Below are 24,382 nucleotides of genomic sequence, written 5' to 3'. Positions count from 1 at the left end.
GTTACGGCCACCAGCGCCGCAGCCAGGCAGTCTGATCGTTCCAGCGAAAGATGCGCTGATCGGCCAATAACAAGGGGCGAGCGCCCTGCACATCGGGCGCAAGGCGGAGCTCGCATGAAAGCAGACAGGTAAGAAAACGCGTGGTCTGAGCCCACGCCGTGGGCTGATCCACAGGGCCGTAATAGACAACGCCAAATTCCGAGGCCACGTAGGCGATGGGCGGCTCGTCCGCGCCGACGAAGAGCGAGCTGACCGCGCTGTTGCCTTTCCACAACAGCGGCATCAAGCGGCGCGGGCCGACAAAGGCGGCGGCGATGTTGTAACGGTAGAGGAAATCACTGGCCTGGTCGCGGCCGAATGTGCCATCGCGCACGGCGACCAGAATATCATCCGCACGTCCGGGTATCGCCGCCATCGCTTCATAGCCCCAAGTAGCGTCGCCCCCTTCGAGCTGCTGCCAGCAGTCGCCGCCATCGCGGCTCAAGTAAAGGCCGGCGCCAGGGCTATGGCGATCCAGAACGTCGCTGCCGACAATGAAACCCGCATCGGTTGCGAGCAAAGCGCCGACGACGAATTCTGTTGGAAGGGTCGTCAGACCAGCATCTACGTTCGAACACGTCTTGCCGCCGTCTAGTCGCGTGAAGCTAACTCCGCCATCGCGCGAGCGGTAAAGACCAGGTTTGTTGTACGGCGCCACCATAAGCAAGTTAGGGTCGGTGGCTGAGGCCGCCAGGTATTTCGGATCCCTGGGAAAGTCTGGAGATGGTACGAGCTGCCAGGCGGCCCCCGCATCTGTGCTCACGATCACGCCAACGTCGGAGGTGATGCCGTAGAGGCGCGGCGGCGCCTGAGGCAGGGTGGGTGACCAGGTGGGGGCGAAGGCGCGCACAGCCGCCCACTGCTGGCCTTGTCGCACCAGGTCGAAACAGAGTTCGGACACGGACACAGGCGGCCAGGTGGCGCCAGCGTCGGTGCTGCGCCACATGGCGACGGCGTCGAAGCAGTTGCCTTTGGCCGTGTCGCTGCTGACCAGCAAGGCATCGCCCACACGAGCGATATTGTAGGCGCCTGCTCCACGAAAACCCAGGTCGCGCCAGCCGGGAGCGGGACGAAATGGCCCGATTTGCAGCCCCATGAGCAGAAGAAGCAGCAGGAAGAATCCCGCCGCCACACCCCAGCGCCCCAGCTGCTGGCGCCGGCGCAGCCAAAGCCGAAGCTGCGGCCAGAATGCCTGCCAATCCTCGCCCTGGCGCGGCAAATTGGGCGCAGGCGCCCAGGATCGGCCAAAAATATCCTGCGCCAATGCGCGCACCCGTTTCTCACGCTTGCTCTCATCGGTCAGATCGGCGACGACCAGGTGCCTTAGTAAAAAAGGCACTTCGCAGGGTTTGAGCAGGACAGGAATGATTTTGCGTTTGAGATCAGACAGATTCTGCGTCTGCGAAAGGACGATCTCGTAGTTGTTCCAATTGCTTCGTAACCAGTCAGGGGTGAGGATGGCAACGGTGCAGCGACTGCTCCGAATCGCTCTCTCGATCTCAACAACCTGGGCGCTGCCGCTCTCGAAGTCCGCTTCCGTGACCATCCGCACGCCGTCGGCTTCCAGGCGCGGTAGAAGCCACGTATGCGCCCATTCTTCATCCGCCTGGTGGTAGCTGATAAAGGCGTCGTACTGGAAGCTGTCCTGGCTCGCCACGCGAAGCCTCCCGGCTGAGCTCGGCCCCTATCGCAGCAGTTGTCAACCAACAGCCAAGCCGCTAGAGATGGGGAAGGAGCAAACTTGCGGTCCATGAGCAATATGCAGGGGTGAGGTGCTGACAACACAAATCGGTTACTGTAGATGTCACGTTTTCCCACAATAAACCGCGTTATCTTGTTCGATCTTACATCCAACCCGCGCGTATGTCAAAATGGCCCGCGTGCGGATGTAAGATTTGGAAGCTGTCGCGGCAGCGGTCCTCGCAGCGACCGCACGAGCCGGTCAAACTCGCGCTCGGCGCGCGCGGGCCGTGTGAAATCCAACATGGTCAGCATGCTGAGACGCACGGGCAGCCGGCTCTCATCTATCGGTGCAATCTTGACAGGCAGCAGACGATAGCTGCCCTCCTGGATGCCCAGGGTCTGGGCCAGGATATTCTCGAAGTCCGCCAGGTGGCTGGCCAGGTAGGCGTTGGAAAGGACCAGTACGGTGCGCTTGGCCTGGCGAATGCCTCGCTCGATGGTGACCACGCGGGCCACGCCGGGTTCTTCCACGTCGTTGGAAACTGCCACCCGCAGGCCGGCCTCTTCCAGGCGCGGCGCCAGCGTCTCCCAAACCCAGGCGGCGTCTGCATCTGCGTCCACGTAGCTGATGTAAGCATCATAGCGGTAGTCATCCAGGTTTGTAGGCGTGTCCGCTGCCTCTCCTCCCAGGTAGAGTGCAACGGGAAAGTTCTCCTCTACCTCGGCTTTGAAGATAGGGTGTTGGCTGGGATGGGCAGCCGTCACGCGGGGCTGCAGGTACTCGAACAGATCGAAGATGCGGATCATGCCGTCGCGGCTGACGACGCCGCCGCGCAGCCCGGCCAGCAGATGCGTGGTGAAGAGGCTGAGCTTGGCTCCCGCCAGCACATAGGAGTACTCGTTGCTGCGCGAAGATGAGAGGATCACGCGTCCGCGGCCGGACTTGAGAACATCGTAATAGCTGTCGGGTAGACCGGCCTGGAACGTCGGCGCCGCCAGCGCGTCCTTGGGGCTGCCAATGCCCGCGGCATGACAACAGTCGAAGGCTACCACCACCTTGCGAGCCTGAAGGGCGTTCAGCGCGTTCGTAAACTCCACGCCCGAAATCGCCGACAGCGCCAAGGCCTCATCCGATGGATAGCGCGTATCAATCGGCAGCAGGTACGCGCCGGCGCGAGAGCCAGACGAGATCTGACCCCCATGACCCGAGAAATAGATGAATACGGTCGCATCCTGATCCGCGCGCTGCGCCAGGTTGGCCAGTCCCTGGCGAATCCCCGCCTGGGTCGCCTGTTCTTCCAGCAGAAGCTGTACGTTCTGCGGTGGATACGCGCAGTGGTTCTGATCCACCAGCAAATCGCGGATCTCCTGAGCATCGGCGACAGGAGGCAGTGGATTGATGTGCTGGTAGCCGGTGATACCAACCACAAGCGCATGGGCGTTAGTCATGACAGGCATCGTAGGAGCCTTCTCCTTGAAAGCGGCGTGGCCCGGCCCGGCGGATCAAGCCTGTGGCCGCCCCTCACGGCGTCCATTGGGCGGCCGCGGCCTGCACATCCACCACGGTCAGCGCGCCATCCGCGTCATGATCGAAGCGCGCGTTCCAGCCAGTGTCGCCCTCGCGGCTGCCCCAGCGCCCGGCCAGCGCGATGATGTCGTCCAACTGCGTGTCGCCGTCGCAATCTACATCAGACCAGGTGCAGGCCAGCGCGCCCGCCAGGCGCAGCGTGGTGACGCTGTAGGGCGAGAAGGTGTAGGTGAAGGTGGGCGTTACGCCGCTGACTGCCAGCGGCGCGACGCTGCCCAGGTTGATCGGCGGATTGGGGTTGCCGTTGTAACTGACGCTGGTCGCGTCAAGGCTGGCACCGGCCGCCACGTAGGCGACGCCGCTGCCGCTCGGTGTGAAATTTTGCAGCGTGAGCGTGGCGGCCAGCGGTTGATCCGTCTTGTTGATCGCCAGAACGGTCAGGCCGTTGTTGCCCAGGGCCGCGTACGCGCTGAAGGCGGTGGCCGCGTTGGCGGAATTGTCCAGCGCCAGCAGCCTATCGCCCATCTGGCGCCAGAGCGGCAGGCTGAAATAGCCAGGCGTGCGGCGGTAGTTGTCCCAATTGAGCAGCAGGCCGTAATCGCCGCCATTGCTCGACAGGCCGTTGACGATGTCCCACTGATTGGCCGCGGCTGCGCCGCCCTGCAGCAACTGCCCCAGGGTGTCGGCCAGGAAGAGTAGATTGACGGTTTGCAGCTGCAGCTCTTCCGGCTCAGTGTAGTAGGCGTTGTACTCATTGGCGACGATGGACAGGTGTCGCGCGGGCGCATAGGTCGCCAGCATTGCGCGCACGTCGGCCATGATCGCAGGCCAGTTGGTCGGCGCGTCCTGCAGCAGCTGCTGGTAGTTGGTATTGCCCGGTTCCAACGCGTAGCGATGGATAACGTAGAAGTCAATGCAGGGACTGGCGTTGCTCAACACCGCCGGCCCCCAGCCGTTGTATTCGCTGGCGTTGAGCGCGCCCACGATGCCAACCGCGATCGTGGGATCCACCGCCTTCATGGCTGCACAAAACGCGTTGGCGCCATCGTGCGTCGCGTCGCCCAGCATGTACTGGCTGCCATCGTGCGTCCAACTCGTTTCCCAATCGCCGTAGATTTCGTTGCCGATCTCCCACGTGTGCACATTCCAGGCATGGGTGATATTGGTGAACTGCACCCAGGCCGCGGCCTCGGCCGCGGCGCCGCTGCCGAAGTTGGCGGTGAAGAGGGTCTGCGCGTTGAGCGCCTGCGCCAGGCCGATGAACTCCGTGGTGTTCATGGCCCAGGCATTGCCGGCATTGCCTGGATCCCAGGCCGCCCAGTGATACTCGTCCGCGCTGCTGCCGCCCGGATAGCGCAGCACGGTGATGCCGCCGGCCGCCAGTTTGGCGACCACATCGGCGTCCGCGTGAATGTTGCCATCCCAGTACGCAGCGTTGCTGCCAAACAGGGCCGGCGGTAAGCGGCGAACGCCCTGCGCGGCGTGAATGGTTAGCTGCGGCGGCGCCGGGTCTGGCCCCGTCAGGCGGATATCGTCCAAGTAGAAGGCGGCGTTGGCCCCGCCGTTGACGTTTTGCCAGTTGATACGCGCAAAGGTTGGCGCCGGCGTGGGCAACAGATCGGCCAGGGGAATCGCCGCCTCGGCCCAGGCGTTGGCTGGCACGCCGCCGGGCGGCAGGTACTGATTCAACGCCACGGGCGGCTGCTCGCCGCCGCTGTCATTGAGCTGCACCGCCACCTGGATCACCTGGCCGCCCACGCCGCCGCCGTGAATGGCGAAGCGCAGCGTGTCATAGGCGTTGGCGGCAATGGCCGCATGGCGCAGACTCAGGCCAGCCCAGGGGTCGGTGTAATGAACGGAGAGCGCACGATCGGGCAAGCCGCTGACCGGGTCCGGCGCGCTGAAGTCGAGCGTCGTACTCCAACTCCAGTTCTGCCAATCCGCGGCCAGGGCATCGGTGTAGATGGGGAGGAGGAGCGAGGCCGGCGCGTACGCCGCGGCGTTTGGCGCGAGCAGCAGCAGGACGATGAGCGTCAGCAGAAAGCGACGTAACATGGGTTCGTCTCCAGGTGAACGGGCACGGAATCGAGTGTGGTGATTTTACCACAAAAGTAGTGGTTGTGCAGACGGTGCTTGAATAGAATGTGAGAAACTTCGATGTATGCCCTGGAATCAATTCTATCTTGTCGAAATAGCTGCACCGTCTCGCTGTGGTATAATACGGTCATCGGGCTTGCATCGGCATAGATACGCGATGAGGGAATGGCATACATGCTAAATGAAACAATGACGAACATGCCTGGTCGGGCCAAGGCGACCGTGCTGTTGCCCAAAGAGCTTTTGCTCGCCGTTGATCGCTTCCGTCCACGCCATACAAGCCGTTCTGACTTCATAGAACAGGCTGTACGCATCTTCCTGGCGCAACGCAAGCGAGAAGAACAGAACGCACGCGACCTGGAGATCATCAATCAACGCGCAGATGAACTCAATCAGGAGGCCGAGGACGTACTGACGTACCAGGTGGGGCTATGAAGCGCGGCGACCTGTATCGGGTGACAAATCCCTCGGCGCGCGACCCAAAGAAGTCACGGGTCTTCGTGGTTGTCAGCCGGCAGGTTTTGATTGAGTCCCGTTTCTCCACGGTCATCTGCGCGCCTGTGTATTCGAATCATGACGGTCTGTCAACACAGGTGGCGGTCGGGATTGCGGAGGGACTGAAGCACGATAGCAGCATTCACTGCGATGAACTGGTCAGCCTGCCCAAATCGCTGCTGACTAACGACATCGGCGCCTTGACGCCCAGCATGATGGAAATGCTGAACCAGGCGTTATGGGTTGCTCTGGATTTACCAGACCGCTAAGAGCTGTAACTGCGCAGCGACTGACGAGACGACACCCTGGCGCGGCGTTGCGACCGCGCCAGGGTGCATCGGTTCAATTCTGATCCCACAGTATCCACACGAAGCCCTGGTTGTTGCCCAGGTTGAACGAAAAATCGCGGCTGTCGCGCTCGCGGTTGCCATCCAGGACGTACATCGTGTAGCTGCCGCCCACAGCGCCGCCCGGCAGTTGACCGGCCGGAATGGCAAATTCCCAGTTGTACTTGCCCAGCGGTCCCTGGTTGGCGTTCAGCGCGATGCTGAGCACGTTTTCCGGACCAGGCACCGGCTGTCCATCTTTGGATAAGCGGATACGGTAATCGCCCTGCGGCTGTCCACCATCCACACCACTGTGCACAAAAGCCAATTGTATCTTCAGCTCGCCGCCGCCGTTGTCCTGAAAACCAGGACCGCCGCGCACCTTGAACTTGCAGCCATCGCCGCCGATACTGGCGCAGGGGTCGGCGACGGGCGGCGGCGCCGGGGTATTGGTGGGCGGAACCACGCGTGGACGCGGGGTGTTCGTTGGTCGCACGGGCGCAGCCGTCGGCGGCGCCGATGTTGCCGTCGGCAGCGGCGTCTCCGTCGGCGCGGGGGTGTCGCTTGGGACAGGCGTCGCCGTGGCGGCGGGGGTGTCCGTAGGCAGTGGAAGCGGCGTGGCTGTTGGCGGGAGCGGGGTTGCGGTGGCCGGCGGCTTCGGCGTCTTCGTGGGTGTGGCCGTAGCAGCGGGACCCGCCGCGCCGCAGCCGGCCAGCAGGAACGTGAGCAGGACCACGGCCAGCAGCGGCAGCCAGGCGGTCTTGATCATGCCGCGGGCAAGGGGCCGTGAAGCGGCCGGGCCAGCGCGGCCAGAATTGCTATTGAAGCGGGTGCGGCGTCGGAACAAACGTGACATCGGACATCCTCTGATTTCAGATTGGCTCGGATCGCGAGCGGGCGTCCGGCATTAGGCTTGACAGCGGCCAAGCGCGGCTGATTCTACCACGATGAGGTAAAAACCAGAAGCTGGCAAGCAGGCGATGCGGCGCTCATGGTAGGTCTTCACGCACGACACCCGCAAACTGCATGATGAAATCGGCCCCGAACGCCAGCGACGGCGTCAGAAAACCGGGGGAAGTCTCAGCAGCCAGTACGCGCCGCACGGCCGTCAGCGCGGTCAGGGCAGTGAGCTGATAACCCTCCGGCGTACGCAGCCGCGATACGCGCACCTGCCCCTGGTCATCGCGCACCTCTCCCCACACCAGGCTGAATCCCTGTTCGCGCTGGCTGGCGCTTGGCCCCGGCGCCCCGGCGCCGATGGCGCGCTTGAGCATCCGCTGCACAGGCGCCGCGGCCAGCAGGCCGCCCACCCAGCGGCTGGCCACGAGCGCGCGGCGTGCGGCGGCCGGAAAGGCCGCATAAACCTCGATGTTGGGGATGCCGGTGCTGTGGAAAGCCGTTGATACATCGCCCCAGGGTATGGTGACGCACGTCACCGGGCCGCGACCGAAGTCAACTGCGCGCGTCTTCCACGCCGCCGGCGCCTGGCGAATCTTGCCCTGCTGCCGAACCGCGCCCATGCGATCAATGCTCTGGATCATGGTGCTCATGGTGCCGCGTGACCAGGTGCTGCCGACGCTGCGAAACGCAAGCGCCAGGTGCGTGGCGCTGGGCAGCCGCGCCTTGAGGTGTGCCGCCAGGCAGTCCGTGGGCACGACATCGAAGCCAACGCCAGGCAGCAGGCTAATGCCAGCCGCCCTGGCCTCGGCCGAGCGCCGCGCCAGCGCCTCGAAAACGGCAATTTCACCGGTGATGTCCAGGTAGTGGACGCCCGTGCGCAGACAGGCATCCACCATTGGCTGCGCGGTGTGCACAAACGGGCCAGCCGCGTTCACGACCGCGCCCACGCCTTCCAACGCCGCGTCCAGGGCGGCGGCATCGGTCAACGGCGCGATCCGGTAATCAAGGCCCAGTTCCCCGGCCAGGGCAGCCAGGGCGGAGGCCGAACGTCCGCCCAGCAGCGGGCGCAAGCCTTGCGTCACGGCCAGGCGAGCGATCAACTGGCCGGTGTAGCCGGTGGCGCCGTAGATCATGAATGGATCAGACATGACTTCCCTCCGGTTGTCCACGTAAGACGAACGCCATGGCGACGGCTGCGATCAGGGCTGTGGCCGCGCCGAAGATGAAGGGCGCGGATGGTCCCAGGCCGGCCCAGCGTCCAACGCCTTGCCAAAGCACGCCGGCGATGACGGAGGCTGGAAAATCGAGGATTCCGAGTACGGCGTTGTAGGTGCCAAAGGCCGTGCCGCGCAGATTGGCCGGCACCAGGTCGGCCACCAGGGCCTTGGCCGTGCCATAGGCCATGCCGTAATAAAAGCCGTACACGGCGTACAGCGCCCAGATGTGCCAGGCCGTCTGCGCCAGTCCAAAGCCCAGGTAGATCAGCGCGTAGACCAGCCAGCCGCCGATCAGCAGGCGCCGCCGACCGATGCGGTCAGATAGAGCGCCAGCCGGGGTTGAAATGAGCGTATAGATCACGTTGAAGGTGATGAGCATGCCGAGCACGCCGAGTACGCTCAGGCCGCGCTCTTGCGCGCGCAATACCAGGAACGCGTCGGAGGAATTGCCCAGGTCGAAGATGCCGACGATGAGCATAAAGAGCAGAAACGGTCGCCCCAGGCCCTTGAAGCCAAACGACGGGGCCTTGGCCGTCCCGCTGACCGGCACATCCGTGGCCCCCAACGCCAGCGTAATGACCGCCAGCGCCGCCGGGATCAGGCTGATGAGCACCAGCGTGCGAAAGGTGCTGGCGGTCAGGCCCGCGCTGCCAGACTGCGCCAGCCAGACGACCAACAGTGCAATCGCCAGCCCCAGGACGGCGCCCGCGGTATCGGCCGCACGATGAAAACCAAAGGCCAGGCCGCGCTGCGCGGGCGTGACGGAGTCAGCGACCAGAGCATCGCGTGGCGCGGTGCGCACGCCTTTGCCGACGCGATCGGCCCAACGTGCACCGGCAATGGCGCCCCAACCAGTGGCGACATAGAAGAAGGGCTTGGCCAGGGCGGAAATGCCATAACCGGCCACCGCCAGCCATTTGCGCGCACGCAGGCGGTCGGACAGCCAGCCAGAAAAGAGTTTGAGCAGGCTGGAGGTCGCCTCGGCTACGCCCTCGATGAGGCCAATGATGTTGGTCTTGACGCCCAAGACGTTGGACAAAAAGAGCGGCAGCAAATTGATGACCATCTCGCTGGAGGTGTCCATCAAGAAGCTGGTGACACTGACCGCCCAGACATTGCGCGGCAAGCTGCGCACGCCCGCGGCTGGTTTGGGGTTAAGAAGACTCACGCTTTATTTTCTCCTCGCGAGCGATTGAAATCACGCCTGATGGGCGTACCGCCGGGCGTCCAACCTGCGTAGACGCGATGCCGGTCGGCGCAGGCCGACCTGGCGGCGGAACGCCCTTTCGGCCCGAATTCATTCGGCGGCTGCAGTCGGCGCCTTTTGGGAGCGGTTCGGCCAGACTGATGCTAATCGGAGTCATAGTATGCCGCCGCTCAACGCTTGTCAAATCGCCGCCGGCTTCAAACCTGCCGTCATGTCTCTCAGATACTGAACCGCTAAGACGCCAAGAGCGCCAAGAATAATTGGCTCTTCGCGTCTTAGCGACTTCGCGGTGATCCAGTAGTTTGTAAGGCATACGCGGATAGAGTAAGATGGGGCTGACACATAGACCAATCAAGAGGAGAAAACAATGGATGTTGTGGCGTACAATCGGCAGGCGTGGAATCAACAGGTAGAGCAGGGTAACCCGTGGACGGTGCCGGTCAGCGCGGAGGTGGTGGCGCAGGCGCGCTTGGGACACTGGGCGATCGTGCTGACGCCCACCATCCCCGTGCCCAGGTCATGGTTTCCGGATCCGCTCTCCGGGCGCGATGTCCTGTGCCTGGCGTCGGGCGGCGGGCAGCAGGGGCCGGTCTTGGCCGCGGCCCGCGCCCAGGTGACAGTCTTCGACAACTCGCCCGCGCAGTTGGCGCGTGATCGCGAGGTGGCTGAGCGGGAGGGGCTTACCATCCGCACGGTGCAGGGCGACATGGCCGATCTCTCTGCGTTTGCTGATGACTCCTTCGATCTGATCTTCCACCCGGTCTCGAACTTATTTGCGCCTGACGTGCGCCCGGTCTGGCGTGAGTGCTACCGTGTGCTACGGCCGGGCGGCGCGCTCCTGGCCGGCTTCGCCAACCCCGTGCGCTACCTATTCGACGTTGAATTGGCCGATCAGGGCATCTTGAAGGTGCGCCACCGCCTGCCCTACGCTGACTTAACCGATTTGACCGAAGAGGAGCGCCAGCGTTACCTGGCTCAGGGCGCACCGCTAGAATTCGGCCATACGCTAGACGATCAAATCGGCGGGCAGCTGGCGGCCGGCTTTGTCTTGACCGGATTCTTCGAGGATCGCAGTCCGGACGAGGTGTTTACAGACTACCTGGCAACGTTCATCGCCACGCGGGCCGTCAAGCCGGGCGGCTGATGGAATTCAAGAGAACAAACTGGTAACGAAGGCAACCTGTTTATTCGGCTCTGTGCAGGGTGCCTGGCTCACCTGGTCGGTGCAGTCGTCGGTGTGTCGGTTGCCGTCGGTATGGGCGTATCCCTGGGCGTCGGCGTGTCGGTCGGCGTCTCAGGCGTGGGCGTCTCCTTCGGTGTCTCTGTCGGTAGGGGTTCCGGCGGTGGATCATGAAAGATGGATTGGTACACCACCGTCGCCGTGGGCAGAGGCGACGGCAATGGCGAAACCTCACCATCTACGATCACCGGCGCCATGAAATAACGAGCTTGTCCATTGATCTCCAATCCCCAAGTTACGTAATTTCCACTGACGAGAATGGGATCGAGGTAGTCAGCCGAGATATCTTCCAGCCCAGGCGGCATGATTGGGATTGCATAGATTACGTCGTATCGCAAATCGTACCCGCGTTGCGTCTCATCCCGCCACACAACCTGTGTTCGAGAAACGCGAATCTGGGAGGGAGGGGAATGTTTTCCGAATAGTCCAGGAATATCGAGTATGCGGCGGGTGCTGGTGCTTAGATCGAATACAGCTAAGGCCATCTGTCCGGTTTCTTCGTCATAATCCACCCAAGCAATCATTCCTTCGTTGATATGATAGAGCGTCATCGTGCGGATACCGAGAAAGGCAGCTCGTGCCCTGGTAATGACAATCTCGTCGCCGGTCTCCAAGTTGTAGGCGCGCAGTCCCACACGTTTGTTAGTGCCTTCGTCACTGGTGAAGATGATCCATTGATTCGACATCCAAACATCAATTCCCAATCCGATGTACGCTTGTTCGCCGGTCGTGAGATCGTAGGCATAAAGTCCTTGCGCCCGATCCTGACATGGCCAGGGATCACAGAGCGACCAACGCCAAACTAGATATTGGTCGTCTATAGCCTCAAAATCGGCCTGGCCACTATCGTCCCCCAAGCGAAACTCCTGGCCTGTCTCATTGTCATGCAAGTACAAGCTATGCTTATGGGCCATGACACCGCGCTGTACCCCAATACTTTGGTCTTCCATGCGAACGCGATAGCGACGCGAAGGTGCAGGGGCGATTTCGTTCGTTTCCCCTAGTCGCACCTCGTGCATCGGACTGGCTGTCGCGACTCCTGTAGCATCGTCAAGCGACACCGCCGTGGCCGGGGCATCTCCTGACGGAATAGTCGTGGCCTCAAGCAACGGAACATCCCCGGACGGCAGAGCGATATCGCCTGTGCCGGGCGCTAGACATCCAGACAAGCTGGTCATGGCAACCACAATCACAAGTCCTGCCAGCCAGCTTCTGAGATAACTCTCGTTCATGATAACCTCCTGTGAACTCATCGGAGTAGATCAATCGCCCATTGCGGAATTCTTCTCGGTCTCACTCAGGACCAGCCCACCAACGGGTGAACCAGGGGCGATCCCCCGTGTTATCGCGGTAGGCTTCATGCCAGGCAATTTCCGTATCATCCATACTAATGCACTGCGCAGCGTCGCTGAGACCGTCCGTGAGCAGCCAGGCAATTACGTAGTCGGCCCCTGCTTCAGCCATGACAAATGCACGCAGGGAGTTAGAGGCCGTCACCCCATCGTCATTATTGTCTTTGTTTGACATCATTGGGTTATACCATCCTTGACACGGCGAGTAGAGATCAGCCTCAGTGATGAAGGCGGGCTTACCGCTGCCCTGGATATTCGCGCGCATAGCCGAGGGGAAATACTGGAAGACATGGTCCCCCGCAGGTGTAGAGGAGTTGGTTGGGCAAAAACTGTTGTCCCAAAGTTCTTTGCCAGGGCGCCAGTAGTTGTGCCAGGCAAACCCGTCGTTATGAGTCGAATAGGTAGTGGATATTACTTCGTAACCCGACTGGTTCGTGTTTCGAAGCGCCAAAGGTGTGCATTTGGTGAACTCTCTTGGTTCTGCGTAAGCGCCTTGTGCCATCGAAGGCGTTAAGACACGAACGCCTGGAAACGTGGAGTGTACATAGTCATACAGGTGGTTGAAATAGTCCCTCATGTCCTGCCAGGCGGTTGGGCTTTGCATATCAATCAATCCCGTTGCGGTACCATCCAGCACATACCACTCGGTGTTTGGTTCATTGGCCGGCTCGAAGCCGAATTCACTCCAGCCACCCTGCTGGTTGAGGTCATGGATGAAGTGCATTTCACGGGCCAGATCAGCGATGGGGCGATAGCCGTCAGGATGGCACAGGTCACTGGTCCCTGGCGGGGTCGCCGTGGGATCCACCAGCAGACGATGGGGTTGCGGCGTGATGGCGTAATCCATGAAGTTTCCCGGTGAAGGATGGATGCGGATGAGCACCTTCACGCCCGCGTTTGCGGCCGCTCGCAAATAGTTGAAGAGAGTCGAGTTCCTAACCTGCGCGCCGATGATGCTGCAACCAGCAGTGCCGTTGCGCTGAATCTCATACAGGTTGCTGCTGATCACCATGATCGCGGCCGGCCACTTGCCGTTGGGCGGCCGCAACTTGGTCAGCATGGGGTCACTCCACTGCGCAACGGGTTGGGTGCCCAGGTGCATACCGGTCTTAATCTTACGGTCTGACGGGGGCGGGGTTGGGGTCGCCGTGATCGTCCTGGTCGGCGTTCTGGTGGGCGAAGGGGTTGGAGTAGCCACCGGCGGGGTTGGGGTGCGCGTCGGCGTGCGCGTGGCCGTCGGCGTGCGGGTACGCGTAGGGGTAATGGTGGGCGTTCGAGTGTAGGTTGCCGTCGGAGTGCGGGTGCGCGTGTAGGTTGAAGTCGGCGTGTGCGTGGGGGTGCGCGTATAGGTTGGGGTCGGGGTGCGCGTCGGCGTGTGGGTGAACGTGGGTGTCCAGGTCGCGGTAGGCGGGATTGGGGTAAGCGTGGGGGTGGGAGTCGCCGTGGGCGGAAGAAGTTGCAGATTGAAGCTTAGATCGTCAACCAGGAAATTGGATGTCAAAGAGGAATCGGTGTGGCCGACGAAGAGTACCCGGACTGTTCTCCCAACCACGCTATTGATTTCAACGGCGGTCAGGAGGCGATTCAGGCTAACCCAGGCGTTGGTCGCCGGATAGGCGTCACGGTCCAGAATCGTGGCATAGACCTGGTTCTCGTCACCAGGGTTGACGATTCTCACCTTCAGCCAATCGTATCCTGTCGTGTTCTCGCTGGTGCTTACATAATACCAGACCTGGAAAACAGCGCTGCTGATATTGGCTGGAAGGGTGACATCTTGATAGAGCCTGTCGTTATTGTTGTCACTTCCTCCAAGCCAGGCTGCATAATATCCACCGTGCGGCCACAAAGGAAGAGACGAGCCAGGAAAAATGATGCTATTCGAGGGAAGTTCTGCCCAGCCAGTGCGATAGCCTTCGAAATTGGGGTTGACCAGATATTCAGATTCAACGATATGCGTTGTATTATGATTTATTTGCAGTGCGTGGGGGGGGGGGTACAACAACCATGACAGGTTGGGGCAACAAGGCGACAGCGAGCGCCAGGAATAGCATACGTCGAAAGAATGTCGAAAATGTTAGAACCATAACGAACGCCTCCTTCTTAGAGTAACCTAACGTGAATTCCGACCCAAATTTCGCGCCCTCGGCGTTCTCGAGGACAAATACCAGGCCTGGTCGGCTACAAGCGTGCGCCCCTACTCCACAACCTGAATGGCGCCGGCGCTCAGCTCACGCAGCGCGCCGCGCCAATCGTTGACATGCTCGACAGGCAGGCGCACGCGCAACGTGACCTCGGCTCCGAACTGGCTCTCGATCACCTCGGCCTCGAACGCAGGCAGCAACCGTTCCACGGGCTGATACAAGCGGTACGGCAAGATCACCTGCAGCAACACGCGTTCGACTTTTTCCACCAGGGGCAATTGCTGCAGCGCGGTCTTGACGCCGCCGCTGTATGCGCGGACTAAACCGCCGGTGCCGAGCTTGGCGCCGCCAAAATAGCGCGTGACCACAGCCGCCACATCGCCCACCCCACTTCCCAGCAAGACGTTCAGCATCGGTTTGCCGGCGGTGCCAGCCGGCTCGCCGTCGTCGCTCATGCCAATCTGTGCGGTGGAGCCAGGCGCGCCGACGACGTAAGCCCAGCAGTTGTGCGTGGCGTCGGTAAATTCTGCGCGCACCGCCGCCACGAAAGCCCGCGCGGCGTCCAGGGTGGGGACTGGCGCCAGCGTGGTGATGAAACGCGAACGCAAGAGGATTTCTTCCGCGCGGACTTGATGGGCTGGAATGGGATAGCGGGTCGTCATCGCAGGTGGTGATAGAACACAGGGACGCCCATCTCAGGGCGCAGGTTGCAGTAGACTCTCGCCGCTGGCGCGCGTTTCGGCCATCCAGCCTGCGCGGTCACCGGCGCGCACCTGCCACCAGGTGAGGTTATCCACAGACTGCGGCCCACCAATGATGTCCACCGTGGCGCCGCGCAGCACAGTGCCCAGGACATCGCCAGCCGGTTTGTTGAGGTAGCCAGGGGTGCGCCGCAGGTTGACAGCCGCGGCCGAGATAACCTGGCCGCGCCGGCCGACGGCAAGTCGCGGCTCGGCCCCCTGCACAGAAGGAGGCGCTGGGGTGTCCGTCGGCGCCAGGGCCACGGCGGGCGGCGTCCACGCCGGGCTAGGGCCTACATTCAGCTCGGGGCGCACAAATAGGAAAGCCACCAGGCAGAGGATAGCGCCTACCAGCGCGAATCCAGCCACCAACCCGATGCCAAACCGATTCCAAATCGGCGTTGCCGATGATGATTGCATGGTTACGATTCTCCCCGGCCAGGGCCATAGGATGGGCGAACGCGTGGATCTTTCTCCAGCAGCTGCGCCAGGCCCTGTTCCAGGGTCACACTAGGCGCGTAATTGAGCAAGCGATGAGCCTTGCCTAGATCTGCCACCATGTGCACGACCCCGCCGGTCTCATGATCGTTGTAAAGCACCTCCGGCGTACGCCCGGCGGCACGCGCAATGGCCTGGATCAATTCATTGATGCTGGTTTCGCGTCCTGATCCGACATTGATGATCTGGCGGTCCACGTCTGGCGCCTGGCTGGCGGCTACAAGCGCCGCGACGACATCATCCACGTAGACAAAGTCTCGGGTCTGCTCGCCGTTGCCAAAGACGACCAGGGAACCGCCGGCCAGCGTCTGTTTGAGCAGCTGAGGCACCACTGGCGCATGAACCGGTGGAATACGTTGGCCGGGCCCGTAGGCATTGAAAATGCGCAGGGCCACCGTCTCGATGGCATGGAGCGCGCCCAGGGTGAAGACGTAGTGTTCGGCAGCTAGTTTCGCGACGGCATAGGGCACCTGCGGATTGGGGGATAGAGACTCATGTAGAGGTTGGCGCGGCTGCGTGCCGTAAATCGTGGCGGATGAAGCCAGCACGACGCGGCGCACACCCACGTCGCGCATCGCTTCCATCAACGCCACGGTGCCGCCGACGTTGACGTCGTTGTAGTCACGCGCATACAGCACGGATTCCGGCACGGAGACGCGGGCTGCCAGGTGAAAAACGCACTGCACACCCTGCAGCAGCGACCACAGCTTGGGGACGTCGCGCACATCGCCGCGCGTGAAGAGCACGCGCGGCGACAGCCGCGCCGGGTCTCCCGCGCTCAGGTCGTCTAGCACACGCACGTGATGTCCCAACTCAATCAAGCGGTTGGCTAACGCCGTCCCCAGAAAACCAGCGCCGCCGGTGATCAACACTCGCATGAAACGCTTTCCATCTCCTTTTTCAAGCTGGAAGTGTAGTATAACACAAGGTGACAGCTTGCCCCAAAGAAGTCGGGCAATCTTTTGCTAATGCGATGCCGCGCCGGGTATAATGCGCGACGTGAGAACATTATCACTCAAGCCGCGCGCACTCTTGCGCGGTCTGCTCTTGTTCCTGGTGATTGTCGTCCTGGCCGCACCGCCGCAGCCATTGGTTGTGCTGGGTCCGCGGCAGACCGTGCATACGATCAACCCGAAGATGGGGATGCACACGCGCCTGACCGATGAGGTCGAGCCGTGGAAGATCAAGCGCACGCTGCAGATGGTGCGCGAGCTAGGCGCCCCCTGGGTGGTCGAATACTTCCCCTGGGCTTATCACGAACCGACGCCGGGCCGTTTCGACTGGGCGCACGCCGACCTGGTGATAGATCACGCGGTCACGCAGGGGCTGACAGTCATTGCGCGCCTGGGTTTTGTGCCCACGTGGGCGCGCCCGAAGAATACGACCTTTCTCTACCTGGATGAAGCGCACTACGCCGACTTTGGCCGTTATGTCTATGAGTTCGTGCGCCGCTTTCAGGGCCGCGTGCACTATATCGTTATCTGGAACGAGCCGAACCTGGCGCTGGAGTGGGGCTACCGCCCGGTGGATGCGGCCGCGTACACGGAGCTGCTCAAGATCAGCTACGCGCAGGCCAAAGCCGCCGACCCCAACGTGCAGGTGCTCGGCGGCGCGCTGGCGCCCACGCTGGCCCCTGCCGGCTCGGCCTATGGCCTGGATGATCTGATTTTCCTGCAGCAGATGTACGACGCCGGCGCCGCGGGCTACTTCGACATCCTGGCCGCACATGCCTACGGCTGGGTTTTTGCCGCGGACGATCCACCGGCGAGCGATGTGGTCAACTTTCGCCGCGTGGAGCTGCTGCGGGCGGTGATGGTGCGCAATGGCGACAGCGCGAAGAAGATCATCATCACCGAGGCCGGCTGGAACGATCATCCACGCTGGACCAAGGCCGTGCGCCCCGCGCAGCGCATTCAGAACACCATCGAGGCGTTCAACCTGGCCGCGCAGTGGGACTGGCTGCAGGCGCTGTGCTTGTGGGCGTTTCGCTATCCGGCCCCCACGCGCTCCTACCAGGACTACTTCACCTTCGTCGCGTCCGATTTTGTGCCCAAGCCGATCTACCTGGAGCTGCAGCAATATGCGGAAAGGAAGTGAGGGAGGAGAAAGTCAGAAGTACAGAGGGCAAAGCGGCGGAGGGAACGAGGAACGAGGAAAGCTGAATGCTGAATGGCAGAGGGCAGAAGTACAAAGGGCAAAATGCAAAGTGCAAAGCGGCACGAGGAATGAGGAATGAGGAATGAGGAAAGCTGAATGCTGAATGGCGGAGGACGGGAGCGCAAAATGCAAAGTGCAAAGCGGCAGGAGGAATGAGGAAAGCTGAATGCTGAATGGCGGAGGACGGGAGCGCAAAATGCAAAGTGCAAAGCGGCAGGAGGTCAGAATTCAGCGTTCCGCGTTGATCGTCGTGTTGGCGGCGCTGGGAATCGCGAGTGTCTTGATCCTGCGCCCATCCGAGGATCGTTCACTGCAGCGCATTCGTGACCTGGGCGTGCTGCGGGTTGGAATAGATCCGAGCTTTCCGCCCTTCGAGAGCCTGGACGCTAACGGGCAGATCGTCGGCTTCGATGCGGATCTGGCCGCGGCGCTGGCGCGACGCTGGGGCGTGCGCGTGCAGTTCGAGTCCATCGGCTTCGACGGCCTGCTCGATGCCATTTGGGCCGGGCGCGTGGATGCGGTGATTTCGGCGCTGCCCCTGGAACCGCGCTACACCAGGGATATTGCCTACTCGCAGCCGTATTTCGAGGCGGGGCTGCGCCTGGTGGCAACAACTGCGCCGATCACGTCCAGCGCCGATCTGGCCGGCCGCGCGCTGGCGGTGGAGTTAGGCTCTGATGCGGACGCCGAAGGGCGGCGCCTGCGCCAGCGCATCCCCGCGCTGACCATCGTCACCTTCGCTACCCCGGCCGAGGCGCTGCAAGCGGTGCTCACAGGCGCGGCGGACGCGGCCGTGGTGGATGGCGTCACCGCACGCCAATTCGTTGGCCAACAAGCCGCGGGGCGCATCCTGGAGCCGGCCCTCACCAGCGCGCCGTACGTGATTGCCTTACCCAGTAAGGCGCGGCGGCTGCTGGCTGAGGTCAACCAGGCCCTGCGCGACCTGCAAAGCGACGGCGCCTTGCCCGCGCTGGAACAGAAGTGGTTCACGGACGAGAACCCTACAGCGAAAACCCCCGATCTCGAAGCTGAAACCCTGAAGGAGCGCGGCCATGCGTTTTGATATTTTCACCCTGTTTCCCGCGATGTTCGATGGGCCATTTGGCGACAGCATCATCGCGCGCGCACGCAGCGCGGGAATCATCCAGGTGCAGATGCACAACATCCGTGATTTTGCCGAAGGCAAGCACCAGGTCACGGATGACTACCCGTTTGGCGGCGGCGGCGGCATGGTCATGAAGCCTGACCCCATCTTTCGCGCCGTCGAGGCCGTGCTGGAGATGTCGCCGCGGCGTGCGGACCATGAACAAACGGAGACGAACGACCAGGATGCAGGGGCGGCCCTGCGTGATCTCCCCATCGAAACGGACGTTGCCCCCCCGCCCTGCCCGGTCATTCTACTCTCGCCGCAGGGGCGGCCGTTCGACCAGCACCTGGCATCCGAGCTGGCAGGCCACGCACGCCTGGCTTTGATCTGCGGCCGCTATGAAGGCGTGGATGAACGTGTGCGCCTGCACCTGGCGACCGATGAGATTTCCATTGGGGATTATGTCCTGTCGGGCGGCGAGCTGGCGGCGATGGTCATCGTGGATGCGGTGACGCGACTGCTGCCAGGCGCGCTCGGTTTCGACGCAGCGCCCGCGCAAGATTCGCACGCCACGGGTCTGCTGGAGTATCCGCACTACACGCGGCCGCCCTCGTTTCGCGGCTTTCATGTACCAGACATCCTGCTGTCAGGTCATCACGCCCGCGTGGCCGAGTGGCGCCGCCATGAGAGTCTGCGCCGCACTCTGGCCCAACGCCCTGATCTGCTGGCGCGCGCGGTTCTGGGCAAGAAGGATATCGCGTTTCTACGCACGTTGGGTTGGGAAAAAACCTAGCGGTCATGTGTCACGGGCGCAGTGCGACTTCTTCTATCCGCACTTTGAGCAAGATCGGTGCGCCGACGGGCGGCATGAGGTGCAGGATATAGAAGGCATCCGGCGCGGGGTGCTGATAAGCCCAAAAATCGTCACGCCCACGCACCGATTGCAGTGGAAAGTCGGCGGCGCGACCGTCGAACGGCTGCGGCAAGAGCCGATACCCGCGGATCACCGGCGCGTCGGGATGTTGCAGCGAGCAGATCAGGTAAACTGCATCGGGGTAGGTGGCCTGGCGCGCATCGGTGGCCGATGGATAAGCGGCCGAGGACGGGTGCGAGTGGTAAATCGCGATCATCTCCTCGCCTGCCTCCTCGAAGTCGAACTGGCGCAGCAGGGTTTGCGGATCCACCGTGTAATTGATCTGGCGATCCTCGGCCACGTTACGCGCCCGCACCAGGCTGATGGCCGCGCCGTCTTTACCGCTCAATATCCCGCAGACCTCGTCCGGCCAGCCCTCACGCGCATGGGCGATGATTTCAGCCTGCATCGCAGCCGGCAAGGTCAGTTGGTGGTAGGTATCATGTTCCACAGGTCAGCGTCTCCACAGGCTGGGCGTAGGTGCAGCTAGAGTTCATCGGCGTCATCATCGAAGAAGGGATTGGTGCGCTTCTCGCGCCCCACCGTGGTGGCCGGGCCATGACCAGGCAGCACCGCGTAGTCATCCGGCAAAGTGAAGATCTGTTGGCGAATGGCCGTGAGCAACTGCTGATGATTGCCGTAAGGCAGGTCAGTGCGGCCGATGGAGCCGGCGAAAAGCGCATCGCCCACAAAGGCCCGGCGCCCGGTGTGATCTACAAAGGTGATGCTGCCCGGCGAATGGCCTGGCGTCCAGCGCATTTCCAGCGACTGCTTTCCCCAGTGCACGGCGGCGCCTGGCGCCAAAAAGCCATCCACGGTTGGCGGTTCGCCGGGGTCATAGCCCAGCCACAGCATGACGCGCTGACGCATGTCCGCCACCAGCGGTAGCTCGGCCTGGTGCAGATAGAACGGAGCGCCGGTCGCCGCCTTCACGGCTGCCACGCCCAGGATGTGGTCGAAATGGGCATGGGTGTTGATGATCTGAGTCAGCTGCCAACCGTGCTTGGCGAGCAAGTGCAGCACATCGTCGGGCTGATCGCCTGGATCAATGATGACCGCCTCCTGCGTTTCTTCACAGCCCAAGAGATAGCAGTTGACCTGCAGCGCGCCCACCACGAGTGAATCTACGATCATAACCAGAAACAGCACCTTTCCTTTGTCTTGTCACGTCTGGAGCCGAAGTGTACCACGCGGGCCAGGCAAGGGCAAGTCGCTGTCATGAGGCAATGAGGCCTATCGTTTGACCATCCGGCATAAAATGGTACAATGAACCGCACTGACTCAGTGCGTCAGACGCAACCCCCGCCCCCAACGATGATTCGACGCCAAACGAGGATAGCATGGCAGCCACAGCAACCGGCCCAACCTGGAAACCGAACGACATCATTCGCCTGGTGAATAAAACGGGCGACAACATCCACTTGCACCTCAACACGGGCGAGTATCGCCTGGATGCTCACCGCAGCATCCGGTTTGTTGCCTCCATTCTGGAGTATCCCCAAGTCAAGGAATTGCTGAGCAATGGCAGCCTGGCTTGGGAAAAGGCCAAGTGAGCCGACAGACCGCTTGTGCCTGACGCATCGGCGCGCTGGCGGACACGCGGGTCACGCGCTGCGGGGCAACGTAACTACTCAGGCATCCTGCCAAGCCGCCGAATGAATTCGGGGCGAATGGGCGTTCCGCCGCCAGGACTTCGGCGAGCTCAGTCGAGCCGTCGGCCTGCGCCGACCGATATTGCGCCCCCGGAGATAGGCGCCCAATGGTGCGCCCATCAGGTGCGATTTCAATTGCTCGCTGGCATCGGCGCACCGCCTGGGCCGTTATCGCGTCACACGATTCCCCCTGACACATCAACCCTGGCATTCTCATTGAAAATCGCCAAGTCTTGAGCATTCCCTTAACGGAGCGAACCACATGCCTACGCTTGCCCTGATTGACGGCTACTCACAGGCCTTTCGAGCCTACTACGGCCTGCCGCCGGATATGGCAACCAGCCGCGGGGAGCTGACGAACGCCGTCTACGGCTTCACCACGATGCTGCTCGGCGTCGTCGCGGAGGAGAAGCCAGAATATCTCGCCGTGGCCTTTGATGTGGGGCGCACCTTCCGTCATGAACAGTTCGATGGCTATAAGAGCACGCGGGCCAAGATGCCGGAGGAGATGGCGGTGCAGGTGCCGCGCATCCGCCAGCTGATCGAGACGCTCAATATCCCCATTTTCGAAATCGAAGGGTATGAGGCAGACGACTTGATCGGCGCGCTGTCACGCCAGGCCACTGCCCAGGGCGTGGATTGCCTGATCATCAGCGGCGATCGCGATCTGTTTCAACTGGTCAACGACCATGTGCGCGTGCGCTACACCTCCGGCGGACCAAAGCCAAAGACCACCATCTACGACGTGCGCGCGGTCGAGGAACGCTACGGCTTGTCGCCCTCGCAGGTGATTGACTACAAGGCGCTGGTGGGCGACACCTCGGACAACATCCCGGGCGTGCCGGGCATCGGCGACAAGACGGCTACGACCTTGCTGCAAACCTTTGGCACGCTAGACAGCTTGCTGGCCCGCCTGCCTGAGGTCAAGCCGCCGCGTGCGCGCGAAGCCATCGCCGCGCATCGCACGCAGATCGAGCTCGCGCGCCAGCTCTCCACCATCATCACCGACCTGCCGGTGACGCTTGATCTGAGCGCCTGTCGCACGCGCGATTTTGACCGCCAGCGCGTGGTGACGCTCTTCCGCGAGTTGGAATTCAAGAGCCTGATCGAGCGCCTGCCGCAGAGCGAGGCTGCGCCTGCCACGGCAGAGCTGGCAGCAACCAGTGACCAGCCGCAGCCAGACGCGGCCTACCGATTGATCACGACGGAGAGCGAACTGGTAGAAGTTGCGGCGCTGTGCCGGGCCGCGCCGCTGGTGGCCTTCGACGTGGAAACCACCAGCACCGACCCCATGCAAGCCCAACTGGTGGGGGTGGCGCTTTCCTGGGCCGAAGGCCACGGCGCGTATGTGGCCGTGGCGCTCAGCAGCCCGCCGCCCACGGCCCTGCTGCGTGAAACCTCGAATCTGCCGCTGTTTGCGGTGATGCCCGACGCCGAGCTGACCCGCACGGGCGCCAGTGTGGCCGAGACGCAGGCCGTCGGGCTGCCGATCGCAACCCTGCGCCAGGCGCTTGGCCCCATGCTGGCTGATCCCAGCGTGCCCAAAGCCGCGCACAACGCATCGTACGACATGACCGTGCTGGCCGAGGCAGGCATGCCGGTCAACGGGCTTTCCTGGGACACCATGCTGGCCGCGTGGCTGTGCGACCCCGGCTCGCGCAACTTGGGCCTGAAAGGCCAGGCCCTGGCGCGGTTGGGCGTCGAGATGACCGAAATCGAAGCCTTGATCGGCAAGGGCAAGGCGCAGATCACGATGGATCAGGTGGAACCGGAGCGAGTGGCCCAGTATGCGAGCGCAGACGTGGATATGACGCTGCGCCTGGTGCCGCTGCTGCGCGCGGAAATGGAGCAGAAGCGCCAGACCGAGCTGTTCAACATGGTCGAAATGCCGCTCGTGCCGGTGATCTGCGCCATCGAACGGGCCGGTGTGCTGCTGGATGTACCGTTCCTCAAGCAAATGGAAGTGGAGTTGGCGCAGCGGCTGGCCGCGCTCGTGCAAGAGATTCACGAACTGGCCGGCCTGGCGTTCAACATCAACTCGACGCAGCAGTTGGCCGACGTGCTGTTTGGCAAGCTGGCAATTTCCTCCACCGGCCTGGCGCGCACGGCCACGGGCAAGATCAGCCTGACCGCGGGGGTGTTGGAAGGCATGGCCGGCAAGCACCCGATCCTGGACAAAATCCTGGAATACCGGCAGTTGGGCAAGCTGCAATCTACGTACGTGCTGGCGCTGCCCAGCCTGATCAATCCGCGCACCGGCCGCGTGCACACCAGTTTCAACCAGGCCGGCGCAGAGACCGGACGCCTGTCTAGCTCGAACCCCAACCTGCAGAACATCCCCATTCGCACCGAGATCGGGCGCCAGGTGCGCCGCGCGTTCATTGCGCCCGCGGGCTGGCGGCTGATCTCGGCCGACTATTCGCAGGTGGAGCTGCGCATCGTCGCCCACGCCAGCCGCGATCCCAACCTGCTCGGCGCGTTCGAGCGCGGGGAAGATGTCCATGCCAGCACGGCCGCCGCGGTCTACGGCGTGCCGCTGGCGGAGGTGACCAAGGAGATGCGCGGCCGCGCCAAGACCGTCAACTTCGGGCTGGTCTACGGCCAGGGCGCGTTCGGCCTGGCGCAGCAAACCGGGATGACGCCTGGCGAAGCCACGGAGTTCATCAACCGCTATTTTACGATTTATGCCCAGGTGAAGACCTACCTCGACAGCCTGCGCGTACAGGCCGCCCAAGTGGGCTACGTCGAGACGCTGCTTGGTCGGCGGCGCTATTTCCCGGAACTGGCGCCGGGCGCGCAAACGCCGCACAACGTGCGTCAGGCGCTGGAGCGGGCCGCGATCAACGCGCCGATCCAGGGCACCTCGGCCGACATCATCAAACTGGCGATGATTCGGCTGGCGCAGCGCCTGCAGGACGCCGGGCTGCGCACCCGCATGATTCTGCAGGTGCACGACGAGTTGGTGTTGGAGGCCCCTGAGGCTGAACTAGACACGGCCGTGGCCCTGGTGCGCGAGGTGATGAGCCACGCCTTTACGCTTTCCATTCCACTCAAGGTGGATGTCGAAGTCGGCCTGAATTGGCTGGAAACCGAGTTGTATTGACCGAGTG

The 24,382-nt window shown here is 62.5% G+C and carries 21 protein-coding genes; 8 read left to right on the top strand and 13 right to left on the bottom strand.

The window, feature by feature from the left end:
* Position 1: 1 nt before the first annotated feature.
* From ACPQ6D_RS07615 to ACPQ6D_RS07605, 3 genes are all read right to left on the bottom strand, one after another.
* The gene (locus tag ACPQ6D_RS07615; RefSeq protein WP_423223708.1) at positions 2–1,696 is read right to left on the bottom strand and encodes a TIR domain-containing protein; all 1,695 of its coding nucleotides are present in this window, start codon (positions 1,694–1,696) and stop codon (positions 2–4) included.
* A 209-nt stretch (positions 1,697–1,905) separates the two neighbouring features.
* Positions 1,906–3,180, bottom strand: coding sequence for a caspase family protein (locus ACPQ6D_RS07610; protein WP_423223707.1), 1,275 nt, complete (start codon positions 3,178–3,180; stop codon positions 1,906–1,908).
* Positions 3,181–3,244: 64 nt separating this feature from the next.
* Complete coding sequence (locus ACPQ6D_RS07605) at positions 3,245–5,305, bottom strand: hypothetical protein (RefSeq protein WP_423223706.1); 2,061 nt, start codon at positions 5,303–5,305, stop codon at positions 3,245–3,247.
* A 216-nt stretch (positions 5,306–5,521) separates the two neighbouring features.
* Here ACPQ6D_RS07605 and ACPQ6D_RS07600 point away from each other — a divergent pair, with 216 nt between their 5' ends.
* Both ACPQ6D_RS07600 and ACPQ6D_RS07595 read left to right on the top strand, forming a co-directional pair.
* Complete coding sequence (locus tag ACPQ6D_RS07600) at positions 5,522–5,782, top strand: CopG family ribbon-helix-helix protein (protein ID WP_423223705.1); 261 nt, start codon at positions 5,522–5,524, stop codon at positions 5,780–5,782.
* Positions 5,779–6,111, top strand: a complete 333-nt coding sequence (locus ACPQ6D_RS07595) for a type II toxin-antitoxin system PemK/MazF family toxin (RefSeq protein ID WP_423223704.1) — start codon at positions 5,779–5,781, stop codon at positions 6,109–6,111. Before ACPQ6D_RS07600 ends, ACPQ6D_RS07595 begins: the two co-directional genes overlap by 4 nt.
* 73 nt (positions 6,112–6,184) lie before the next feature.
* Here ACPQ6D_RS07595 and ACPQ6D_RS07590 read toward each other — a convergent pair whose 3' ends face one another.
* From ACPQ6D_RS07590 to ACPQ6D_RS07580, 3 genes are all read right to left on the bottom strand, one after another.
* A complete protein-coding gene (locus tag ACPQ6D_RS07590) occupies positions 6,185–7,024 on the bottom strand; it encodes a hypothetical protein (protein ID WP_423223703.1) in 840 nt (279 codons plus the stop codon).
* A gap of 133 nt (positions 7,025–7,157) precedes the next feature.
* Positions 7,158–8,216, bottom strand: a complete 1,059-nt coding sequence (locus ACPQ6D_RS07585) for a saccharopine dehydrogenase family protein (protein WP_423223702.1) — start codon at positions 8,214–8,216, stop codon at positions 7,158–7,160.
* Positions 8,209–9,453 (bottom strand): MFS transporter, encoded by a 1,245-nt coding sequence (locus ACPQ6D_RS07580; RefSeq protein WP_423223701.1) that lies wholly within the window; start codon positions 9,451–9,453, stop codon positions 8,209–8,211. The genes ACPQ6D_RS07585 and ACPQ6D_RS07580 overlap by 8 nt, the downstream gene beginning before the upstream one ends.
* 406 nt (positions 9,454–9,859) lie before the next feature.
* On the opposite strand from ACPQ6D_RS07580, the gene ACPQ6D_RS07575 reads away from it, so the two are divergent.
* Positions 9,860–10,636, top strand: coding sequence for a class I SAM-dependent methyltransferase (locus tag ACPQ6D_RS07575; protein WP_423223700.1), 777 nt, complete (start codon positions 9,860–9,862; stop codon positions 10,634–10,636).
* A gap of 68 nt (positions 10,637–10,704) precedes the next feature.
* On the opposite strand, the gene ACPQ6D_RS07570 is transcribed toward ACPQ6D_RS07575, so the two are convergent.
* The 5 genes from ACPQ6D_RS07570 to ACPQ6D_RS07550 all read right to left on the bottom strand — a co-directional run bounded on the left by ACPQ6D_RS07570 (position 10,705) and on the right by ACPQ6D_RS07550 (position 16,341).
* Positions 10,705–11,964: a TolB-like translocation protein gene (locus tag ACPQ6D_RS07570; RefSeq protein WP_423223699.1), complete on the bottom strand. Its 1,260-nt coding sequence runs from the start codon at positions 11,962–11,964 to the stop codon at positions 10,705–10,707.
* Between the two features lie 61 nt (positions 11,965–12,025).
* Positions 12,026–13,762 (bottom strand): hypothetical protein, encoded by a 1,737-nt coding sequence (locus ACPQ6D_RS07565; RefSeq protein ID WP_423223698.1) that lies wholly within the window; start codon positions 13,760–13,762, stop codon positions 12,026–12,028.
* A 516-nt stretch (positions 13,763–14,278) separates the two neighbouring features.
* Positions 14,279–14,887, bottom strand: coding sequence for a YigZ family protein (locus ACPQ6D_RS07560; protein ID WP_423223697.1), 609 nt, complete (start codon positions 14,885–14,887; stop codon positions 14,279–14,281).
* Positions 14,888–14,920: 33 nt separating this feature from the next.
* Positions 14,921–15,385, bottom strand: a complete 465-nt coding sequence (locus ACPQ6D_RS07555) for an SH3 domain-containing protein (RefSeq protein ID WP_423223696.1) — start codon at positions 15,383–15,385, stop codon at positions 14,921–14,923.
* A 2-nt stretch (positions 15,386–15,387) separates the two neighbouring features.
* Entirely contained in the window at positions 15,388–16,341 is a 954-nt protein-coding gene (locus tag ACPQ6D_RS07550) for an NAD-dependent epimerase/dehydratase family protein (protein ID WP_423223695.1), read from the bottom strand.
* A gap of 121 nt (positions 16,342–16,462) precedes the next feature.
* Between ACPQ6D_RS07550 and ACPQ6D_RS07545 the strand changes: the two genes are divergently transcribed.
* From ACPQ6D_RS07545 to trmD, 3 genes are all read left to right on the top strand, one after another.
* Positions 16,463–17,560 (top strand): beta-galactosidase, encoded by a 1,098-nt coding sequence (locus ACPQ6D_RS07545; protein ID WP_423223694.1) that lies wholly within the window; start codon positions 16,463–16,465, stop codon positions 17,558–17,560.
* Positions 17,561–17,816: 256 nt separating this feature from the next.
* Complete coding sequence (locus tag ACPQ6D_RS07540; protein WP_423223693.1) at positions 17,817–18,683, top strand: ABC transporter substrate-binding protein; 867 nt, start codon at positions 17,817–17,819, stop codon at positions 18,681–18,683.
* Positions 18,673–19,500 carry a tRNA (guanosine(37)-N1)-methyltransferase TrmD gene (gene trmD, locus ACPQ6D_RS07535; RefSeq protein WP_423223692.1) on the top strand — a complete coding sequence of 276 codons (828 nt, stop codon included), beginning with the start codon at positions 18,673–18,675 and terminating at the stop codon, positions 19,498–19,500. The genes ACPQ6D_RS07540 and trmD overlap by 11 nt, the downstream gene beginning before the upstream one ends.
* Positions 19,501–19,510: 10 nt before the next feature.
* On the opposite strand, the gene ACPQ6D_RS07530 is transcribed toward trmD, so the two are convergent.
* A complete protein-coding gene (locus ACPQ6D_RS07530; RefSeq protein WP_423223691.1) occupies positions 19,511–20,071 on the bottom strand; it encodes a M67 family metallopeptidase in 561 nt (186 codons plus the stop codon).
* Between the two features lie 35 nt (positions 20,072–20,106).
* Positions 20,107–20,754 carry an MBL fold metallo-hydrolase gene (locus ACPQ6D_RS07525; protein ID WP_423223690.1) on the bottom strand — a complete coding sequence of 216 codons (648 nt, stop codon included), beginning with the start codon at positions 20,752–20,754 and terminating at the stop codon, positions 20,107–20,109.
* Between the two features lie 206 nt (positions 20,755–20,960).
* Between ACPQ6D_RS07525 and ACPQ6D_RS07520 the strand changes: the two genes are divergently transcribed.
* Together ACPQ6D_RS07520 and polA are read left to right on the top strand one after the other, a co-directional pair.
* The gene (locus ACPQ6D_RS07520) at positions 20,961–21,173 is read left to right on the top strand and encodes a hypothetical protein (RefSeq protein ID WP_423223689.1); all 213 of its coding nucleotides are present in this window, start codon (positions 20,961–20,963) and stop codon (positions 21,171–21,173) included.
* A gap of 361 nt (positions 21,174–21,534) precedes the next feature.
* The gene (gene polA / locus ACPQ6D_RS07515; protein WP_423223688.1) at positions 21,535–24,375 is read left to right on the top strand and encodes a DNA polymerase I; all 2,841 of its coding nucleotides are present in this window, start codon (positions 21,535–21,537) and stop codon (positions 24,373–24,375) included.
* The last annotated feature ends 7 nt before the right edge of the window (positions 24,376–24,382 follow it).

This window comes from Candidatus Amarolinea aalborgensis (genome assembly GCF_900491745.1).
Taxonomy (GTDB): domain Bacteria; phylum Chloroflexota; class Anaerolineae; order SSC4; family Amarolineaceae; genus Amarolinea; species Amarolinea aalborgensis.
The sequence above is the reverse complement of the archived record's forward strand: the minus strand, read 5'-3'. Positions and strand labels throughout refer to the sequence as shown.

Coding starts and splice junctions, on each gene's coding strand:
- ACPQ6D_RS07610 (WP_423223707.1), bottom strand. CDS start 3,180: ATGCCTGTCATGACTAACGCCCATGCGCTTGTGGTTGGTATCACCGGC.
- ACPQ6D_RS07605 (WP_423223706.1), bottom strand. CDS start 5,305: ATGTTACGTCGCTTTCTGCTGACGCTCATCGTCCTGCTGCTGCTCGCG.
- ACPQ6D_RS07600 (WP_423223705.1), top strand. CDS start 5,522: ATGCTAAATGAAACAATGACGAACATGCCTGGTCGGGCCAAGGCGACC.
- ACPQ6D_RS07595 (WP_423223704.1), top strand. CDS start 5,779: ATGAAGCGCGGCGACCTGTATCGGGTGACAAATCCCTCGGCGCGCGAC.
- ACPQ6D_RS07590 (WP_423223703.1), bottom strand. CDS start 7,024: ATGTCACGTTTGTTCCGACGCCGCACCCGCTTCAATAGCAATTCTGGC.
- ACPQ6D_RS07585 (WP_423223702.1), bottom strand. CDS start 8,216: ATGTCTGATCCATTCATGATCTACGGCGCCACCGGCTACACCGGCCAG.
- ACPQ6D_RS07575 (WP_423223700.1), top strand. CDS start 9,860: ATGGATGTTGTGGCGTACAATCGGCAGGCGTGGAATCAACAGGTAGAG.
- ACPQ6D_RS07570 (WP_423223699.1), bottom strand. CDS start 11,964: ATGAACGAGAGTTATCTCAGAAGCTGGCTGGCAGGACTTGTGATTGTG.
- ACPQ6D_RS07560 (WP_423223697.1), bottom strand. CDS start 14,887: ATGACGACCCGCTATCCCATTCCAGCCCATCAAGTCCGCGCGGAAGAA.
- ACPQ6D_RS07555 (WP_423223696.1), bottom strand. CDS start 15,385: ATGCAATCATCATCGGCAACGCCGATTTGGAATCGGTTTGGCATCGGG.
- ACPQ6D_RS07550 (WP_423223695.1), bottom strand. CDS start 16,341: ATGCGAGTGTTGATCACCGGCGGCGCTGGTTTTCTGGGGACGGCGTTA.
- ACPQ6D_RS07540 (WP_423223693.1), top strand. CDS start 17,817: ATGCAAAGTGCAAAGCGGCAGGAGGTCAGAATTCAGCGTTCCGCGTTG.
- trmD (WP_423223692.1), top strand. CDS start 18,673: ATGCGTTTTGATATTTTCACCCTGTTTCCCGCGATGTTCGATGGGCCA.
- ACPQ6D_RS07525 (WP_423223690.1), bottom strand. CDS start 20,754: ATGATCGTAGATTCACTCGTGGTGGGCGCGCTGCAGGTCAACTGCTAT.
- ACPQ6D_RS07520 (WP_423223689.1), top strand. CDS start 20,961: ATGGCAGCCACAGCAACCGGCCCAACCTGGAAACCGAACGACATCATT.
- polA (WP_423223688.1), top strand. CDS start 21,535: ATGCCTACGCTTGCCCTGATTGACGGCTACTCACAGGCCTTTCGAGCC.